The sequence below is a fragment of the Micromonospora sp. WMMD1274 genome, assembly GCF_049179035.1.
Classification (GTDB): domain Bacteria; phylum Actinomycetota; class Actinomycetes; order Mycobacteriales; family Micromonosporaceae; genus Micromonospora; species Micromonospora tulbaghiae.
Genome location: NZ_JBMHMG010000001.1, coordinates 776,238 through 793,293, shown reverse-complemented (window position 1 = coordinate 793,293; position 17,056 = coordinate 776,238). Strand labels below are relative to the sequence as shown.

General features: G+C 74.0%; 18 protein-coding genes. 9 read left to right on the top strand and 9 right to left on the bottom strand.

Features of this window, described 5'->3' with window-relative positions:
• Positions 1-55 precede the first annotated feature (55 nt).
• Positions 56-694 (top strand): acVLRF1 family peptidyl-tRNA hydrolase, encoded by a 639-nt coding sequence (locus ACN27D_RS03190; protein ID WP_350816774.1) that lies wholly within the window; start codon positions 56-58, stop codon positions 692-694.
• Positions 695-853: 159 nt separating this feature from the next.
• Entirely contained in the window at positions 854-2,071 is a 1,218-nt protein-coding gene (locus ACN27D_RS03185) for an RCC1 domain-containing protein (RefSeq protein ID WP_421498501.1), read from the top strand.
• Between the two features lie 70 nt (positions 2,072-2,141).
• Here the strand turns inward: ACN27D_RS03185 and ACN27D_RS03180 are convergent, their stop codons facing one another.
• Complete coding sequence (locus ACN27D_RS03180; RefSeq protein ID WP_120573680.1) at positions 2,142-3,056, bottom strand: neutral zinc metallopeptidase; 915 nt, start codon at positions 3,054-3,056, stop codon at positions 2,142-2,144.
• A gap of 247 nt (positions 3,057-3,303) precedes the next feature.
• Here ACN27D_RS03180 and ACN27D_RS03175 point away from each other — a divergent pair, with 247 nt between their 5' ends.
• The gene (locus ACN27D_RS03175) at positions 3,304-4,911 is read left to right on the top strand and encodes an ABC-F family ATP-binding cassette domain-containing protein (protein WP_121685548.1); all 1,608 of its coding nucleotides are present in this window, start codon (positions 3,304-3,306) and stop codon (positions 4,909-4,911) included.
• 139 nt (positions 4,912-5,050) lie between these two features.
• On the opposite strand, the gene ACN27D_RS03170 is transcribed toward ACN27D_RS03175, so the two are convergent.
• Positions 5,051-5,662: a cadmium resistance transporter gene (locus tag ACN27D_RS03170; protein WP_121683073.1), complete on the bottom strand. Its 612-nt coding sequence runs from the start codon at positions 5,660-5,662 to the stop codon at positions 5,051-5,053.
• Positions 5,663-5,984: 322 nt separating this feature from the next.
• On the opposite strand from ACN27D_RS03170, the gene ACN27D_RS03165 reads away from it, so the two are divergent.
• From ACN27D_RS03165 to ACN27D_RS03155, 3 genes are all read left to right on the top strand, one after another.
• A complete protein-coding gene (locus ACN27D_RS03165) occupies positions 5,985-6,212 on the top strand; it encodes a helix-turn-helix domain-containing protein (protein WP_007072022.1) in 228 nt (75 codons plus the stop codon).
• Between the two features lie 43 nt (positions 6,213-6,255).
• Positions 6,256-7,023: an enoyl-CoA hydratase/isomerase family protein gene (locus ACN27D_RS03160; RefSeq protein WP_421498500.1), complete on the top strand. Its 768-nt coding sequence runs from the start codon at positions 6,256-6,258 to the stop codon at positions 7,021-7,023.
• A 132-nt stretch (positions 7,024-7,155) separates the two neighbouring features.
• Positions 7,156-9,138, top strand: a complete 1,983-nt coding sequence (locus tag ACN27D_RS03155; RefSeq protein WP_421501102.1) for an ABC transporter ATP-binding protein — start codon at positions 7,156-7,158, stop codon at positions 9,136-9,138.
• A 133-nt stretch (positions 9,139-9,271) separates the two neighbouring features.
• Here ACN27D_RS03155 and mug read toward each other — a convergent pair whose 3' ends face one another.
• The 6 genes from mug to ACN27D_RS03125 form a co-directional block, all read right to left on the bottom strand.
• Complete coding sequence (gene mug, locus ACN27D_RS03150; RefSeq protein ID WP_121683069.1) at positions 9,272-9,892, bottom strand: G/U mismatch-specific DNA glycosylase; 621 nt, start codon at positions 9,890-9,892, stop codon at positions 9,272-9,274.
• Positions 9,893-10,022: 130 nt separating this feature from the next.
• Entirely contained in the window at positions 10,023-10,784 is a 762-nt protein-coding gene (locus ACN27D_RS03145; RefSeq protein ID WP_358194510.1) for an SDR family oxidoreductase, read from the bottom strand.
• Between the two features lie 31 nt (positions 10,785-10,815).
• Entirely contained in the window at positions 10,816-11,262 is a 447-nt protein-coding gene (locus tag ACN27D_RS03140; protein ID WP_421498499.1) for a hypothetical protein, read from the bottom strand.
• A complete protein-coding gene (locus ACN27D_RS03135; protein WP_421498498.1) occupies positions 11,259-12,077 on the bottom strand; it encodes a DUF692 domain-containing protein in 819 nt (272 codons plus the stop codon). The genes ACN27D_RS03140 and ACN27D_RS03135 overlap by 4 nt, the downstream gene beginning before the upstream one ends.
• Positions 12,074-12,991: a TIGR04222 domain-containing membrane protein gene (locus tag ACN27D_RS03130; protein WP_114920964.1), complete on the bottom strand. Its 918-nt coding sequence runs from the start codon at positions 12,989-12,991 to the stop codon at positions 12,074-12,076. Before ACN27D_RS03130 ends, ACN27D_RS03135 begins: the two co-directional genes overlap by 4 nt.
• 104 nt (positions 12,992-13,095) lie before the next feature.
• Complete coding sequence (locus ACN27D_RS03125) at positions 13,096-13,668, bottom strand: TetR/AcrR family transcriptional regulator (RefSeq protein ID WP_013287426.1); 573 nt, start codon at positions 13,666-13,668, stop codon at positions 13,096-13,098.
• Between the two features lie 104 nt (positions 13,669-13,772).
• On the opposite strand from ACN27D_RS03125, the gene ACN27D_RS03120 reads away from it, so the two are divergent.
• From ACN27D_RS03120 to ACN27D_RS03110, 3 genes are all read left to right on the top strand, one after another.
• Positions 13,773-14,618 (top strand): carbon-nitrogen hydrolase family protein, encoded by an 846-nt coding sequence (locus ACN27D_RS03120; RefSeq protein ID WP_030274210.1) that lies wholly within the window; start codon positions 13,773-13,775, stop codon positions 14,616-14,618.
• 59 nt (positions 14,619-14,677) lie between these two features.
• Positions 14,678-15,322, top strand: a complete 645-nt coding sequence (locus tag ACN27D_RS03115) for an HAD family hydrolase (RefSeq protein ID WP_013287424.1) — start codon at positions 14,678-14,680, stop codon at positions 15,320-15,322.
• A 219-nt stretch (positions 15,323-15,541) separates the two neighbouring features.
• Complete coding sequence (locus ACN27D_RS03110; protein ID WP_120568948.1) at positions 15,542-16,471, top strand: serine protein kinase RIO; 930 nt, start codon at positions 15,542-15,544, stop codon at positions 16,469-16,471.
• Positions 16,472-16,517: 46 nt separating this feature from the next.
• On the opposite strand, the gene ACN27D_RS03105 is transcribed toward ACN27D_RS03110, so the two are convergent.
• Positions 16,518-16,766, bottom strand: coding sequence for a DUF2630 family protein (locus ACN27D_RS03105; protein WP_013287422.1), 249 nt, complete (start codon positions 16,764-16,766; stop codon positions 16,518-16,520).
• Positions 16,767-17,056 lie beyond the last annotated feature (290 nt).

Below are 17,056 nucleotides of genomic sequence, written 5' to 3'. Positions count from 1 at the left end.
ACCGGTGTCCTCCCGCGTTGCGTCTCGGGTTCCGTCGATGGCGTACCGTCGGGCCATGAGCAGCCGACCCGCCGCCGGGGGCGGCCGGTGGGTCGAGGTCGACCCCGGCCGCGTCGCCCGCTGGGTCGAGGGCTTCACCGACCGGCACGGCCCGCCGACCACGACGGTCCAGGAGTACGGGCTGCTGCTCACCGCCCCGGACGACGCCACCGCCGAGCTGCACACCCCGCCCGGCGCGAGCGCGTCGGCTGACGTACCCGGATTCGTCGCTTCCGCCACGGCGGCCCGCCGGCTCGGTCTGCTCCTGGCCCGCAAGGGCGCGGTGGCGGTCGGTGTCGCCGACGGCACCGATCTGGTGGTCTCCAAGGTGGACACCCGGTATGTGCAGGGCCGCACCGCGGCGGGCGGCTGGTCCCAGCAGCGGTTCGCCCGGCGGCGCGACAACCAGGCGAAGGCCGCGCTGGGCGACGCGGCCGAGCTGGCCGTACGCCTGCTGTTGCCGGAGGCGGGCACGCTGGCGGCGCTGGTGTGCGGCGGCGACCGGCGCGCGGTGGACACGGTGCTGGCCGACCGGCGGCTGGCCCCGCTCGCGGCGCTGCGCGCGCCGCGCCTGCTCGACGTGCCGGAGCCCCGGCACGCGGTGCTGGTGGCCGCCGTCGCCGCCGCGCGGGCGGTCCACATCCTGGTCCGCTGAACAGGAAAGATCACCTCAAGACGGCTCAATCCCGCTCGTCGATGATGCATCGAATCGACTCGATGCATAAGGTCGGTGTCACGAAGCGGCGGGTCTCCGGGCGACCCGCAGGGCCCGCTTCGCCTCCGCCATCCGACATCGTTGGGAGAGAACAACTTCATGAGCGGATATCAGGACGGCCGGCTGCGGGCCCGGTGGCGCCGTGCGACGAGGTTCATCGTCGCCGCGGCGGCGATGAGCGCCGGAAGCCTCGTGCTCACCGCGACACTGACGGCCGGTACTGCGAATGCGGCCGCCGGCCCGGTCGAGCGCGCCGCGCTCGCCGCGCCCACCGTCACCAGCGTCACCGCGGGCGGCGCGCACACGTGCGCGATCAGCACCGACGGGGGACTGTGGTGCTGGGGCTCGAACTACGGCGGCCAGCTCGGCGACGGGACCACCACGAACCGCAGCGCCCCGGCGCGGGTCGGCACCGCCACCTGGACCGGCGTCGACGCCGGCTCCGGGCACACCTGCGCGGTACGCACGGACGGGACGCTGTGGTGCTGGGGCTCGAACTTCCGGGGCCAGCTCGGCGACGGGACCACCACCAGCCGCAGCGCCCCGGTGCAGGTCGGCACCGCGACCACCTGGGCCCGGGTCGACGCCGGCCCTCAGCACACCTGCGCGGTACGCACCGACGGCACGCTCTGGTGCTGGGGCTTCAACCGGACCACCCAGCTGGGCGTCGGCGCCTCGCCGTACGTCGCGAACACCCCGTTGCAGGTCGGCACGGCCACCGACTGGGTGAGCGTCTCGACCGGCTACGGGCACACCTGCGGTATCCGGACCGGCGGCACGCTCTGGTGCTGGGGGTCCAGCTCGGACGGCCAGCTCGGGCTCGGCAACCTCGCGCCCCAGACGGCGCCCGCGCAGGTCGGCACCGCGACCGGGTGGACCGGCGTGGCGGCCGGGTACGCGCACACCTGCGGGGTCCGCTCCGGCGCGCTGTGGTGCTGGGGTGAGAACGGGTACGGGCAGCTCGGCGTGAGCGGCACGTACCGGACCGCGCCGGTGCAGATCGGCACCGCCACCACGTGGAACCGGATCGCCGCGAGCAGCGACACGACCTGCGCGTCCCGCACCGACGGCAGCCTGTGGTGCTGGGGCAAGAACTCGGCCGGGCAGGTGGGCGACGCCAGCACCACCCACCGGTCCGCGCCCGCCCAGGTCGGTACGGCCACCAGCTGGACTGGCGGACTCGCGGTCACCGATCACGGCTGCGCGATCCGTACCGACGCCGCCCTGTGGTGCTGGGGTGACAACAGCGGGGGCCAGCTCGGTGACGGGACGACCGTCAACCGGTCCACCCCGGGTCAGGTGACCCTGCCGGCCTGACCGGCCCCGGAAACGACATCGGCCCGCACCGCCGACCAGGTCGGCGGTGCGGGCCGATGCACGGAACGGCTCAGGCCCCCGAGCCGAAGGTGTCGCAGGACTTCGGGTCACCGGTGGTGAAGCCCTTGGTGAACCACTGCTTGCGCTGCTCCGAGGTGCCGTGGGTGAACTCGTCCGGGTTCACCGGCCGGCCGGAGCGCTCCTGGATCGCGTCGTCGCCGATCTTCTCGGCGGCGTCGATGGCCTGCGAGATGTCCTCCTCGGTGATGCTCTTGAAGATCTTCTGCCCGCGCTCGTCGGCGGTGCCGGTGGCGTTCTTCGCCCACGCGCCGGCGTAGCAGTCGGCCTGCAGCTCCAGCTTCACCGACAGCGCGTTCGCGCTCTGCGGGTCGCGCTGCTGCTGGCGGCGCATCTGCGCCTCGGTGCCGAGCAGGTCCTGCACGTGGTGGCCGTACTCGTGGGCCAGCACGTACGGCTGGGCGAACTCGCCCTTGGCGCCGAGCTGGTCGGCGAGCAGCCGGTAGAACGTGAGGTCGATGTAGACCTGGTCGTCGGCCGGGCAGTAGAACGGGCCCACCCCGGAGTCGGCGGCGCCGCAGGCGGTGCTGACGTTCTGGCTGAAGAACACCGTCTTCGACGGCTTGTACTGCTCGCCGAACGCCTCCGGCATGGCGGTACGCCAGTACGCCTGGATCGAGTTGACGTAGAGGGTGTTGCGGCAGTCGAGCTGCTCCAGCGCGTCCTGCGCCGAGCACTTCTGCTCCAGCGAGGTGTTGTCACCCTGCTCGGAGCCGCCGCCGTTGGTGGCGGCGTTGAGGCCGAATCCGCCGCCCACCAGGGCGACGAGCACGGCGATGATGATGCCCACGATCCCGCCGCGGCCGCCGCCGATCGGGATCGGAATGCCCATCCCGCCGCCTCCGCCGGACCCTCGCCGGTCGTCCACCTGGCTGGTGTCGACCCGCGCGTTCTCGTTCAGCTCCATGTTGACCCCGATCACCGATGTGTCCGTTTGTGGTGGTTGCGGTACCGGACCGGGTCCGGACGGCGGTTTCCGTACCCGATGATCTTGAACGGTAATCCGGCGGAAGGGGTCCGCGGAGCCCGGTACACTTGCTCCCGTGCTGCGCTGCGAAGGCTGAACGGCCCCGCGCCGACGGGAAATCACCACCCGCCGGCGCTTTCGCGTGCCCTGAATCAGCCTTTCCGGACCCGAGAGCGAGTACTCCGAGATGATCACTGCCACCGGCCTGGAACTGCGCGCCGGTTCCCGGATCCTGCTGTCCGACACCACCCTGCGGGTGCAGCCGGGGGACCGGATCGGCCTGGTCGGCCGTAACGGCGCCGGCAAGACCACCACACTCAAGGTGCTCGCCGGGGAGGGCCAGCCGTACGGCGGCCAGATCGACCGGCGCAGCGCCATCGGCTATCTGCCGCAGGACCCGCGTACCGGTGACCTGGACGTCACCGGCCGGGACCGGGTGCTCTCCGCCCGCGGCCTGGACGTGCTCATGGCCCAGATGAAGGAGCTGGAGGACAAGCTCGCCGAGGGCGCCGACGACGAGCGGCTGGTCCGCCGCTACGGCGCGCTGGAGGACCAGTTCGCCTCGCTCGGCGGCTACGCGGCCGAGGCCGAGGCGGCCCGGATCTGCGCCAACCTGGGCCTGCCCGACCGGGCCCTGGCGCAGACCATCGGCACGCTCTCCGGTGGTCAGCGCCGCCGTATCGAGCTGGCCCGGATCCTGTTCCGCGACGCCGGCGAGAACGGCGGCGGCATCCTGCTGCTCGACGAGCCCACCAACCACCTCGACGCCGACTCGATCACCTGGCTGCGCGGCTTCCTCGCCAACCACAAGGGCGGCCTGATCGTGATCTCCCACGACGCCTCGCTGCTGGAGGCCGTGGTCAACAAGGTCTGGTTCCTGGACGCCACCCGGTCCGTGGTCGACACGTACAACCTGGGCTGGAAGGCGTACCTGGAGGCGCGGGAGACCGACGAGCGGCGCCGCCGCCGGGAGCGGGCCAACGCCGAGAAGAAGGCCGGCGCGCTGATGGCGCAGGCGGACAAGATGCGGGCCAAGGCCACCAAGACCGTCGCCGCGCAGAACATGGCCCGGCGCGCCGAGCGCCTGCTCTCCGGCCTGGACGAGGTCCGCGTCGCGGACAAGGTCGCGAAGGTACGGTTCCCGAGCCCCGCGCCGTGCGGCAAGACGCCGCTGACCGCGACCGGCCTGTCCAAGTCGTACGGGTCGCTGGAGATCTTCACCGACGTCGACGTGGCGGTGGACCGCGGCTCCCGGGTGGCCATCCTCGGCCTCAACGGCGCCGGCAAGACCACGCTGCTGCGGATGCTCGGCGGGCTGCTGGAGCCGGACACCGGCGAGGTGCGCCCCGGGCACGGACTGCGGCTGGGCTACTACGCCCAGGAGCACGAGACGCTCGACGTGGACCGGACGATCCTGGAGCACATGCGCAGTGCCGCGTCCGACCAGACCGACACAGATCTGCGCAAGATCCTCGGCGCGTTCCTGTTCTCCGGCGAGGACGTGGACAAGCCGGCCGGTGTGCTGTCCGGCGGCGAGAAGACCCGGCTGGCGCTGGCCACGCTGGTCTGCTCCGGCGCCAACGTGCTGTTGCTGGACGAGCCGACGAACAACCTCGACCCGGTCAGCCGCGAGCAGGTGCTCGACGCGATCGCCCGCTACCCGGGCGCGATCGTGCTGGTCACGCACGACCCGGGCGCGGTCACCGCGCTCAAGCCGGACCGCGCGATCCTGCTCCCCGACGGCGACGAGGACGCCTGGTCCGACGACCTCCTGGAGCTGGTAGAGCTGGCCTGACCCCGCCCCCGCCCCCTCCCGCCCCCCTCTTTCCCGGTCGATCATGAAGTTGACGGCAGTTTTGGAGATCCAGATCGCCGTCAACTTCATGATCGACGAGGTGAGGGCGGGGTGGGTCGGGGTGGGGCGGGGTGGGCGGTCAGGTGGGGAGGGCGGCCAGGTGGGGGAGGACGCCGGAGGTGAGCAGGATGGTCGCGCCGATGGCGATGAAGATCGCCGGGACCAGCCAGTGGCCGGCGCGGCCGACCAGCGCCACCACCCGCGGGTGCCCGCCGAGCGCGGCGGCGACCGCGCACCACACGGCCACCAGCACGGCGAACACCAGCAGCCAGATCAGGCCGGTCACCGGGTCGAGGGCACGGAACACCGGCACGTAGACGGCGATGTTGTCCGCGCCGTTCGCCACAGTCACCCCGGCGACGCCGAGCAGGCTGCCGACCACCGCCGGCGGTTCGTCGTCGTCGCGCCGGGTCAGCAGCGCGCGGACGCCGAGCGCGATCGGCAGCAGCCCGAGCAGGCCGGGCCACGGGTCCGGCACCACGAGCAGCCCGGCGGCGGCCACCACGGCGACCGCGACGAGCGCGCCGATGCCCGCGTACTGCCCGGCGACGATCTGCCACGGGCGGGGACGCCCGGTCCGCCGGGCGGCCACGAAGAGCACGGTGAGCACGACGACGTCGTCGAGGTTGGTGGCGGCGAAGACGCCGGCGGCGCCCGCAGCGGCCGTGATCGTGTCAATCACCCCGGGCACGATACGGCCCGCCGCACCGGCCGTCGGATGATCCACACCAGGTCGCCGTGGTGGCGGTATCCGGAGCGCGGCGTGCCGGCCACCTCGGGGAGGTGGTGTCGATCATGCGGGAGGACGCCGGCACCTCGCCGCGGTGGCGCCGACAGGCCTGTCCGGCGGGGGCGGTACGGATCAGCGGGCCGGAAGGATCACTCTATCGGGAAGCTGACATTGCGTAGCGTGTCGGTTGGCGAATAGTTGATATCTGGCGCATGATCGTTCGAGGCGGTCTAATAGGTGGGACCGTATCCGAACCGCACAGTCTGGGACGTGAGGAATCAGCATGGCAGCCACCGGCACAGCCACCAGCACTGAGAAGGGTCGCCGGATCGTCGGGGCCGAGCGTCAGACGCTCGCCAAAGACCTGGTAAAGCGGTACACCGGGGGTGAGAGCATCCGTGCTCTGGCGGCCTCGACGGGCCGTTCCTACGGGTTCATCCACCGTGTGCTCACCGAGTCCGGGGTGCAGCTGCGGCAGCGCGGCGGCGCCCGGCGCCGGAAGAAGGCGTGACCCGCCCCCCAGCGTCGTCCATCAGCGCGTTCCGGGGCGTCCGGTGACCGCCGAGACGACCGGAGTGCGCTTCGACTGCGACGGGCCGGTCGCGACGGTGACGTTGTGCCGGCCCGACGTGCTCAACGCGCAGACCCCGGCGATGTGGCGCGCGATGAGCGACTTCTCTCGCGACCTGCCCGGCGACGTGCGCGTCGTCGTCGTACGCGGAGAGGGGCGAGCCTTCTCCGCGGGCCTGGACCTGGCGGTCGCCGGTGCGACCGGGCCGGGCTCCTTCGCCGAGCTGGCCGCGATGCCGGAGGTGGAGTGCGCCGACCGGATCGCCGCGTACCAGGGCGGTTTCACCTGGCTGCACCGGCCCGACGTGGTGTCGATCGCCGCCGTGCAGGGCCACGCCATCGGCGCCGGCTTCCAGCTCGCGCTGGCCTGCGACATGCGGGTGCTCGCCACCGACGCGAAGCTCTCGATGGCCGAGGTGACCCTCGGCCTCGTTCCCGACCTGGCCGGCACGCGCCGCCTGGTCGAGCTGGTCGGCTACTCCCGGGCGCTGGAGATCTGCGCCACCGGCCGGCGGATGGACGCCGCCGAGGCGGACCGGATCGGCCTGGCCACGCTCGTGGTGCCGAACGACGAGCTGGACGGCGCCGTGCGTGATCTGTCCGCCGGGCTGCTCGCCAACAACCGGGACGCGATCGTCGAGATCAAGGCGCTGCTCGCGGGCGCGACCGGGCGCTCGCACGCCGAGCAGCAGCGCGCCGAGCGGGAGGCGCAGACCCGGCGGATCCGGGACCTGGCCGGGCGGGGCGAATAGCCGGGACGGCGATTTCGTAAGGACCGTCCGGGAAGATCTGGGTTACTCGCGAGGTTGTCACAGGCGTCGGGAGAATGGACTCCGACGGTTCATGCTGCCCCGACGACCCGGAGGTGACGAGTGTCCCACCCGATGGCCGGCGGCGGCATGGGCGGCTGGAGCATGCTCCGGTCGCTGCGTAACCGCGACGAGGTCTCCGCCCACGAGCTCAAGCGCGGCACCGCCCGGCGGATCGTCGCGTTCGCCCGGCCCTACCGGCGCGACATCGTCGTCTTCCTGATCACCGTGATCGTCGCCGCGGTGATCGGCGTGGCCACGCCGCTGCTCGCCGGCGACGTCATCGACGCGATCGCCGTGGGCGGCGCGGACGCCCGCTCGACTGTGGTCCGGCTCGCCCTGATCATCGCCGCGCTGGCCGTGGCCGACGCGTTGCTCTCCCTGGTCCAGCGGTGGTATTCGGCCCGCATCGGCGAGGGCATCATCCTCGACCTGCGCACCCGGGTGTACGACCACGTCCAGCGGATGCCGTTGCAGTTCTTCACCCGCACCCAGACCGGCGCCCTGGTCAGCCGGCTCAACAACGACGTGCTCGGCGCCCAGCGGGCGTTCACCTCGACGCTGTCCGGCGTGGTCAGCAACGTCATCCAGCTCGTGCTCACCGCCGGGGCGATGCTCGTGCTGTCGTGGCAGATCACCGTGCTGGCGCTGGTGCTGCTGCCGATCTTCATCATCCCGGCCCGCCGGGTCGGCCGGCGGCTGGCCGAGATCACCCGCGAGTCGTACAACCTCGACGCCAAGATGAACGCGACGATGACCGAGCGGTTCGGCGTGGCGGGCGCGCTCCTGGTCAAGCTGTTCGGCGCGCCGGAGGTGGAGGCCGACCGGTTCGCCCGCCGGGCCGAGCGGGTGCGCGACATCGGCATCCAGTCCGCGATGTACTCGCGGACGTTCTTCGTCGCGATGCTGCTCGTCGCGTCGCTGGCCCAGGCGCTGACGTACGGCGTCGGCGGCTGGCTCGCGGTCACCGGGGCGGTCAGCGCCGGCACCGTGGTCAAGCTGGCGCTGCTGCTGACCCGTCTCTACGGCCCGCTGACCGCGCTGTCCAACGTCCGGGTCGACGTGATGAGCGCGCTCGTCTCCTTCGACCGGGTCTTCGAGGTGCTCGACCTGCGCCCGTCCATCGCCGAGAAGCCCGGCGCGGTGCCGGTGCCGCGCGGCAACGGCCGGGTCGAGTTCCGCGACGTGCGCTTCCGCTACCCGAGCGCCGCCGAGGTGTCGCTCGCCTCCCTGGAGGAGGTCTCGACCCTCGACCGCACGGTCAACGAGCCGGTGCTCAGGGGCGTCTCGTTCGCCGTCGAGCCGGGGCAGATGGTGGCCCTGGTCGGCCCCTCCGGCGCGGGAAAGTCGACGCTGTCCATGCTCATCTCCCGGATCTACGACGTCAGCGACGGCCAGGTGCTGGTCGGCGGCGTCGACGTACGGGACGCGACGCTCGCCTCGCTCCGCGACGAGATCGGCGTGGTCACCCAGGACTCGCACCTGTTCCACGAGACGATCCGGGAGAACCTGCGCTACGCCAAGCCGGACGCCACCGACGACGAGATCTGGGCGGCGCTGGCCGGCGCGCAGGTCGCCGACCTGGTCCGGGCGCTGCCGGACGGGCTCGACACGACGGTCGGCGAGCGGGGTTACCGCTTCTCCGGCGGCGAGAAGCAGCGCATCGCCATCGCCCGGCTGCTGCTCAAGGCCCCGTCGATCGTGATCCTCGACGAGGCCACCGCCCACCTGGACTCGGAGAGCGAGGCGGCGGTGCAGCGGGCGCTGTCGGTGGCGCTGACCGGGCGTACCGCGCTGGTCATCGCGCACCGGCTCTCCACGGTGCGCGACGCCGACCAGATCCTCGTGCTCGACGAGGGCCGGATCGTCGAGCGCGGCCGGCACGACGAGCTGGTGGCGGTCGGTGGCCTGTACGCCGAGCTGTACCGCACCCAGTTCGCGGTCACCGACTCGCCGACGCCCCACGCCGAGGCGGAGCAGCCCGAGCCGGTGGTGACCACGGTGCCGATGGGCACCTACGTCGCCCACGAGGCCATGCCCCCGGCAGCCGCCAACTAGCGGCCCGGCGAGACCACATCGCGGCGCCGGGCCGTCGACAGCCGGGCGGCGCCGGACGACCGGCCCGCGACAGTTTTTGTCACGGTGGGGCGCGGTGACGACTGACGGCACGAACGCGGCGACGACCGGAGCCCTAACCCGCGACGACCTCGGCACGCAGCTCGGCGAACGCGGCGCCGAGCGTCTCCGGGGTGAAGTGGGCGTTCAGGCCGCTCGGGTTGGGCAGCACCCAGAGCCGGGCCGCCGCGAGCGTCTCCGGCTGCGGCCCGAAACCGGCCTTCGGCCGGGCGAACCCGATCCGGTACGCGGTCACCCCGACCACCGCCACCCAGCGCGGCCGGAAACGCTCGACCTTCGCGGTGAGCGTGGCCGCGCCGTCGACCAGTTCGGCGGCGGTGAGTTCGTCGGCGCGGGCGCTGGCCCGGGCCACCATGTTGGTGATGCCGAGGCCCAGCGCCGGAAGCGTGTCCTGTTCGCTGGGGTGCAGCAGCCGTGGCGTGAAGCCGCCCCGGTGCAGGGCGGGCCAGAACCGGTTGCCCGGGCGGGCGAAGTGCCAGCCGGTGGCCGCCGACCACAGGCCCGGGTTGATGCCGACGAACAGCACGTCCAGGCCGGGCGCGATCACGTCGGGCAGCAGCCGGTCGGCCGCCGCGGCGAGCTGCTCGCGGCTGGGCCGGGGGTGGCGGCGGGCGGGCGTGCCGGGTCCGGGCGCGGCCTCGGGCCGTCCACCGCCCGGCCGTCGTCGATCGCTCATCGGCCCACCGTCCCGTACGACCGGCCCGCCACGGTCGCGGCCATCCGCACCCGGCTCACCGGAGCCGCCGCGGAAAGCCGGCTCACCGGAGCCGCCGCCCTCGCGGGGAGCCCGACCACCGCGCCCACCGTCACAGTCCGCGCAGCGCGCCGCCGTCGACCGGGACGGTGATCCCGGTGACGTACCCGGCGGCGGGGGAGAGCAGGAACGCGGCCACCCTGCCGAACTCCGCCGGGTCGCCGATGCGCCCGAGCGGGATCGCCGCCTCGGCCTGCGCGCGGGCCCGCTCGGGGTCGCCGGAGCCGGCCAGCAGCTCCCGGTTGCGGTCGGTCATGATCCGTCCGGGCAGCAGGCTGACCACGCGTACGCCGCGCGGGCCGAACTCGTCGGCCATGTCCTTGGCGACGCCGGCGAGGCCCGGCCGCAGGCCGTTGGAGATGCCGAGGCCGGGCAGCGGCCCGCGTACCGAGGTGGACAGCACCAGCCCGATCGCGCCGCCGTCGGTGAGCGCCCCGGCCATCGTGCGGGCGAGCCGGACGCTGCCCAGGAAGACCGTCTCGAACGACTCGCGCCACTGCTCGTCGGTGACGGTGGCGGCGGTGCCGGGCGGCGGGCCGCCGACCGAGATCAGCGCGCCGTCGAGGCGTCCGAAGTGTTCGCGGGCGGCGGCGACGAGCCGTTGCGGCGTGGCGGGGTCGGTGAGGTCGGCGGTCAGCCCGATCGCCCGCCGCGGGTCACCGAGCGCCTCGACGGCGGCGGCCACCCGTTCCGGGGTACGCGCGGAGATGACCACCCGGGCGCCGTCGGCGACGAGTTGTTCGGCGGTGGCGAAGCCGAGGCCGCCGGAGGCGCCGGTGAGCACGTACACCCGGTCGGCGAGTCCGAGATCCATGCACCGATCCTGCCGTACCGGCGGGTGCCTGTCAGCGCGGGGCGGGCCGCAGCAGGCGTACCCGGCCGGCGACCTGAACCGCGACGGCGCCGCCGGTCCGGGCGAGGGCCGGCAGCCGGCGTGGGCGGGGCGGGCGGCGGCCGTCGTAGCGGCTCGCGGCATCGCGCGCGGCCAGCTCCTCCGCGCCCAGCGGCGGCAGCGTGCCCCGGTCGCGCAGGTCGCGGGCCAGGTCCCAGCCGTCGCGCAGGGAACCGTTCGTGGGACGGCTGTCGGCCCACGCGGTGAACGTGGCCGGCCAGTCCGCGCCGAGGCCGGCGGCGAGCAGCGGCCAGTGCCGGGCCACGTCGCCGGCGCGTTTGCGCAGCAGCGCCCGGCGGGCTGCCTCGACCGGGGCCGGGGCGAAGCCGGGCGGCAGCGGTCCACCGGCGACGAGCGCGGCGACCAGCTCGGCCTGCCGGGCCGCCAGGTCGCCGCTCACGTGACCACCGGGTGGCCGGACGCGGCGGCCAACGCGTCCAGTTCGGCGCGCAGCTCGGCGGCGGGCGGGTAGTGCCCGTCGCGCTCCAGCAGCAGCGCGGGCGGGCGGCGCCGGGCGCACAGCTCGCGGACCAGGTCGAGGACGGCCTCGGGCACCGGGTCGGTGTGCGTGTCGTGGTAGAAGCCGCCGTGCTCGGCGCCGCCCGCCACGTGCACGTAGGCGATGCGCTCCAGCGGCAGCCGGTCCAGCAGCGCGGCCGGGTCACCGCCCCGGTTGCGGGCGTTGGCGTGCACGTTCGCCACGTCGAGCAGCAGCAGCGCGTCGGTGGCGTCGAGGATCTCGGTGAGGAAGTCCGCCTCGTCCAGCTCGTCGTCGGGCCAGTCGAACAGCGCCGCGATCGGTTCCAGGGCCAGCGGCACCGGCAGCTCCGCCTGCGTCCGCCGCACGTTCGCCACCACCGCGGCGACCGCCTCCCGGCTGCGCGGCAGCGGCAGCAGGTGACCGGCCTCCAGGCCGCCGGCCCGCACGAACGCGATGTGCTCGCTCACCAGCGGCGCGTCCAGGGCCGCGGCCACCCCGGCCAGGTGCGCGACCCGGGCCGGGTCGACCGGCTCGGCGCCGCCGAGGGACAGCCGCACCCCGTGGGGTACGACGTCGACGCCGCGTCCGCGCAGCTCGGCGAGCCCGTCCGGGAGCGGCCCGGCCGGGGCGACCGCCTCCGCGACCACCTCGACGAAGCGCAGCCCCGGCAGCCCGGCGACGAAACCGGCGATCTCGGGGCGCCAGCCGATGCCGACGCCGGACGGGCCGCTCATCCGCCGCACCCGCCGCCCCCGCCGCAGCCACCACCCCCGCCGCACGAGCTGCCGCCCCCGCAGGAGCCGCCGCCGGCGGTCGCCCCGCCGCCGCACGAGGTGCCGGAGCTGGCCCCACCCGCGTTGCCCATCGCCTGCCGCTGGATCTCGGCCTGCTCCGCGAAGCCCGGGTCCATCGTCCAGAGCGTGGCGGTGCCGAACAGCGCCACGCCCAGCGCCACGTCGGTCGCGCCGTACGTGGAGTACGCGGGCCCGGCGGCCGGCCGCAGCCAGGCGTGCCGGCGGCGCATGTCGTTCAGCGCGGCGGTGGCCGCCCGGGTACGCCAGGGCACGCGGTTGAGCAGCACGAACGCCAGGCCGAGCGGGAACAGGCTGAGCAGCAGCCAGCCGGTGGGCCGGTCGTTGAGCAGCCCGGAGACCGCGCGCACGATGCCGATCGCCAGCAGGAATCCGACCAGCAGCGCGCCGCGCCGCAGCGTCCGGCGCCGCTCCTGGTCCAGTGCCAGGCCCCGGCGTACCAGGCCGTCGCGCAGGTCGTCGAGCGCGCGCCGGACCCACTCGTCGGCGGCCAGTTCCCGGGTACGCAGACCCCGGCTCGCCGCGTGGTGGACCGCCTGGTCCAGCGGGGTGGCCCCGGCCGGCAGCGGGCCGCCCGTGGTGAGCCGCCGGTCCGGTCGTACGCCGACCGCGCCGGAGTGGCGCAGCCCGCCGAGCGCGGCCCAGACGGCGAGCTGGTCACCACCGTTGAGGTACGCGACCTGCTGCGGACCCAGGTCGCCGTACGCGGTCACCGCCGTGCCCGCCAGCATCCGCCGCCGGTAGACGATCGCGCCGACCACCAGGACGACGGCGAGCAGCAGGTACCAGCGCAGGAAGACGGGGCCGGGGATGCCCCAGGTGTCGGAGGGGGTCATCGTCTGCTCCTGTCGCGCGGAGGGGTCGCGGCTCATTGTGGAGCAGGCGCGCCAGAGTCGATCTCCTGGAGCGGGGTAGTTACCGGACCGAGACCGGCGCCGGTTCAGTGCCGGCGGACGGCCTCCTCGACCAGGTCGAGCACCCGGGCCAGGTCGCCGGCCGGACGGCCCATCGCCAGGTGCAGCACCAGCCCGTCGTAGGCCAGCTCCAGGAACTGGGCCAGCACGTCGATCGGCACGTCGTCGCGGAGCACGCCGGCTTCGCGCTGGCGCAGCAGGCGCTCCCGGGTGGCCCCGGCGATGGCCTCGGAACGCTCCGCCCAGCGCTTGGCGAAGGCGGGGTCGGTGCGCAGCCGGCGGGAGACCTCCAGCTGGCTGCCGAGCCAGCCGGTGGTGTCCGGCGAGACGGCCCGGGCCAGCAGGTCGCGCATGACCTGCACGAGGCCGTTGCGGGCCACCGTCTCCACCATCGCGGCGGCGTCGTCCTCGGCCACCGCGAGGAACAGGGAGTCCTTGTCCCGGAAGTGGTGGAAGATCGCGCCCCGGGACAGGCCGGTGGCCTCCTCCAGCCGCCGCACGGTGGCGCCCTCGTAGCCGTGCCGGGCGAAACACGCCCGCGCCGCCGCGAGGATCTCCTGTCGGCGCGCGTCGAGCTGGTCCTGACTTACTCTGGGCACGAACGGATCGTCGCAGGTGGAACCGGCCGATGCAAACCGTACGTACGGCTTGAGATGCTCCGACGCTTGATCATCTGCCGCCGTCCGGTGGTTACGATCGGCGGGTGACCGCCCCTCCCGCGCGCCCGCTCACCGTCGCCGCCGTCCAGGCCCAGCCGGTCCCCGGCGACGTCGCCGGCAACGCCGGTGCCGCCGCCCGCCTCGTCGCCCGGGCCGAGGGCGCCCGCGTCGTGGTGCTGCCCGAGCTGTTCCTGCCGGCGTACCACCCGCCGACCCTCGGCGCCGATCCGGACGCCACGGACGTGGCTGCCGACGCCGACGGCCGGGTGACCGACGCCCGGCTGGACCCGCTGCGCTCCGCCGCCGCCGACGCGGGCGCGGCAGTGGTGATCGGCGCCGCCGTCCGCCACCCCGACCGGCGGCGCACCATCTCCTCGCTCGTCGTGGACCCGGCCGGCACTGTCACCGCCGCGTACGACAAGCAGCAGCTCTGGAGCGGCGAGCGGGAGCTGTTCGACGCCGGACGCCGGGGCGCCACGATCGAGGTCGACACGTGGCGGCTGGGCCTGGGCGTCTGCTACGACGGCTGTTTCCCGGAGCACGCGCGGGCCGCCGCCGGCGACGGCGCACACGGCTACCTCTGCCCGAGTGGCTACCTGGCCGGCTCGGCGCACCGCCGCGACCTCTACTACGCCGCCCGGGCGCTGGACAACACGATGTACGTGGTGTTCGCCAACTCGGTCGGCGGCACCGATCCGTGGCGGTTCAACGGCGGCGCGGCGGTGTACGACCCGGAGGGCCGGCCGCTGGCCCGGGGCGCCGACACCGGCGAGGACGTGCTGGTGGCCACGCTCGACCCGGACGCGCTGGCCGCCACCCGCGCGGCGCACACGATGCTGCTGGACCGCCCGCTCGACGCCGGGGCGGATCGCGCCGTCCTCGTCGCCTGATCGCCGTGGCGGGGCCCTCGGCCCTGTCGGTGCTCCAGCCGTTCCCGTAGGGTGCCCAGGTGCCGTTGCTCCTGCTCGATCTGGACAACACCCTGCTGGACCGCGACGGGCCGTTCCGCGCCTGGGGAGAACGCTTCCTGGACGGCATCGGCGCGCCCCGGGCCGACCTCGACTGGCTGGTGTCCGTGGACGCGGACGGGCTGACCAACAGGTGGGACGTGGCGGATGCGATCCGCGACCGGTACGCGCTGCGCATCCCCTCGATCGACCTGGTCGACGAGCTGCACGACGGCGTGGTGGCGCACATGCGGCTCGACCCGCTGGTGGCCTGCGCGCTGCGGATCGCGGCCGACGCCGGCTGGGTGCCGGTGGTGGTCACCAACGGCGCGTCCCGTCAACAGGACGCCAAGATCCGCAAGACCGGCCTGGACCGGTACGTCGCCGACTGGGTGATCTCCGAGGAGGCGGGCGTCAGCAAGCCCAACCCGAGGATCTTCGCGCTCGCCGCCCAGCGGGCCCGGATGCCGCTGCGGGGCGCGTGGGTGGTCGGCGACAGTCCGGAGGCGGACATCGGCGGCGCGACGGCGGTGGGCCTGCCCAGCGTCTGGCTGCACCGGGGACGCCGCTGGTCCGACCCGAGGTTCGCGCCCACCCGGATCGAGGACGGGCTGATCGCGGCCGTCGCGGCCGTCCTCGCCGGCTGACCGCGCGCGACGACGGCGCGGCGACGGGGCGCGGCGACACCGCGGCCCGGGTGGCGGCGCGGAAAATCCGTTGACCTGCCCCGGGCGGGGTACGAGCATGGTGCCGCGCGAGTGCGCAGCCGGGGTGTGCCCGGTCGAGGAGAGGAGGTCGGTCATGGCCGTCTTCGCAGGGTCGTTCCACCTGCCTCCACCAGCCTCGATCGAAGGACAGATCCACCCGTGCGCGATCACGACTTCCCGGCGCCGCAGCGCCGTGGCCGCGGCAAGAGCCGCTTCGACGACGACGAACCCGACTTCCTGAAGCGGGGGCGGCACACCCCGCCGACCCTCACCGACCCGGACGCCGAGCCCGAGGCGGAGGACGCCTGGTCCTCCTGGGACCAGGCCGTCCACGGCCCCGAGCCGCACCCGGACTGGCTGGTCACCGAGCTGGCCGCCCGGGACACCGAGCTCGGGGTGCTCAAGACCGGCAAGGAGGCGGACGTCCACCTGGTCCGCCGGGCCGTTCCGGACACCGACCGCAGTTGCCTGCTGGCGGTCAAGCGCTACCGCGACGCCCAGCACCGGCTCTTCCACCGCGACGCCGGTTACCTGGAGGGCCGCCGGGTGCGGCGGTCGCGGGAGATGCGGGCGATGACCGGCCGTACCGCGTTCGGCCGGCAGATGATCGCCGGGCAGTGGGCGGCGGCCGAGTTCGCCGCGTTGTCCCAGCTCTGGGAGATCGGGGCCGCCTCCGGGCGGATCGCGGTGCCCTATCCGGTGCAGCTGCTCGGCACTGAGCTGATGCTGGAGTTCGTCGGCGACGCCGAGGCGGGGGAGGCCGCGCCGCGGCTGGCCCAGGTCCGGCCCGACGACGACGAGCTGCGCGACCTGTGGGAGCAGCTCGTGGAGGCGCTCACGGTGCTGGCCCGGGCCGGGTACGCACACGGCGACCTGTCCCCGTACAACCTGCTGGTGCACGCGGGCCGGCTGGTGATGATCGACCTGCCGCAGGTGGTCGACGTGGTGGCCAACCCGCAGGGGGCCGACTTCCTGGCCCGCGACGTGCGGGTGGTGGCCGCCTGGTTCACCGCCCGCGGGATGCCGGCGACGGTGACCGATCCGGCGGCGCTGACCGAGGCGCTGCTGCGGGAGGCGGGCATCCGCTGACCGGCCGGCGTCCCGGGCGGGAGACCGCCCGGGACGCCGGTCCGGGTCACTGCAGGTAGCGCTCGACCTCCGGCACCGGGCGCTCGCCCTGGGCGTCCGGGTCGCCGTGCGCCTGGCGGGCGGCCCGGCGGCGGCGCAGCAGGTCCCAGCACTGGTCCAGGGACTCCTCCAGCGCGCGCAGCCGCTCCCGCGCCTCGTCGTCGGTGCCGGCCTCGTGCTGCTGCGCGTCGGCGCGCAGCCGGTGCTCCTCGTCGACGAGTTCCGAGATCCGGCTGAGGATGGTCTTGTCGTCCATGCCCGAAGCTTGGCACAGCGGACGGGTCCGCGCCCGCGTTCTGCCGCCGTCCGTGGATAGGTGAGCGTCGCTCGCGCTCCGCAACGGCCACTGTGTACGCCAGTGACGCATATCCCACGGGCTCCATTCTCGACAAAGAGATTGTTGTTACGTGAAATATCCTCCGACCTGCCTTTTGATCTGCGGCTCAGGATGGCATGCTCGCGGGCAACGTCACGGGTCGATACGGAGTCGCGACCCTGAGTCAACCGAGGGAGCGTTCAGGTGCCCGAACCAACGGACACACCGAG

What these genes read in the sequence shown, in the direction of transcription:
- ACN27D_RS03105 (WP_013287422.1), bottom strand. Translation starts at nt 16,766, where the DNA reads ATGGACGACAAGACCATCCTCAGCCGGATCTCGGAACTCGTCGACGAG.
- ACN27D_RS03155 (WP_421501102.1), top strand. Translation starts at nt 7,156, where the DNA reads ATGGCCGGCGGCGGCATGGGCGGCTGGAGCATGCTCCGGTCGCTGCGT.
- ACN27D_RS03165 (WP_007072022.1), top strand. Translation starts at nt 5,985, where the DNA reads ATGGCAGCCACCGGCACAGCCACCAGCACTGAGAAGGGTCGCCGGATC.
- mug (WP_121683069.1), bottom strand. Translation starts at nt 9,892, where the DNA reads ATGAGCGATCGACGACGGCCGGGCGGTGGACGGCCCGAGGCCGCGCCC.
- ACN27D_RS03180 (WP_120573680.1), bottom strand. Translation starts at nt 3,056, where the DNA reads ATGGAGCTGAACGAGAACGCGCGGGTCGACACCAGCCAGGTGGACGAC.
- ACN27D_RS03185 (WP_421498501.1), top strand. Translation starts at nt 854, where the DNA reads ATGAGCGGATATCAGGACGGCCGGCTGCGGGCCCGGTGGCGCCGTGCG.
- ACN27D_RS03135 (WP_421498498.1), bottom strand. Translation starts at nt 12,077, where the DNA reads ATGAGCGGCCCGTCCGGCGTCGGCATCGGCTGGCGCCCCGAGATCGCC.
- ACN27D_RS03190 (WP_350816774.1), top strand. Translation starts at nt 56, where the DNA reads ATGAGCAGCCGACCCGCCGCCGGGGGCGGCCGGTGGGTCGAGGTCGAC.
- ACN27D_RS03145 (WP_358194510.1), bottom strand. Translation starts at nt 10,784, where the DNA reads ATGGATCTCGGACTCGCCGACCGGGTGTACGTGCTCACCGGCGCCTCC.
- ACN27D_RS03175 (WP_121685548.1), top strand. Translation starts at nt 3,304, where the DNA reads ATGATCACTGCCACCGGCCTGGAACTGCGCGCCGGTTCCCGGATCCTG.
- ACN27D_RS03130 (WP_114920964.1), bottom strand. Translation starts at nt 12,991, where the DNA reads ATGACCCCCTCCGACACCTGGGGCATCCCCGGCCCCGTCTTCCTGCGC.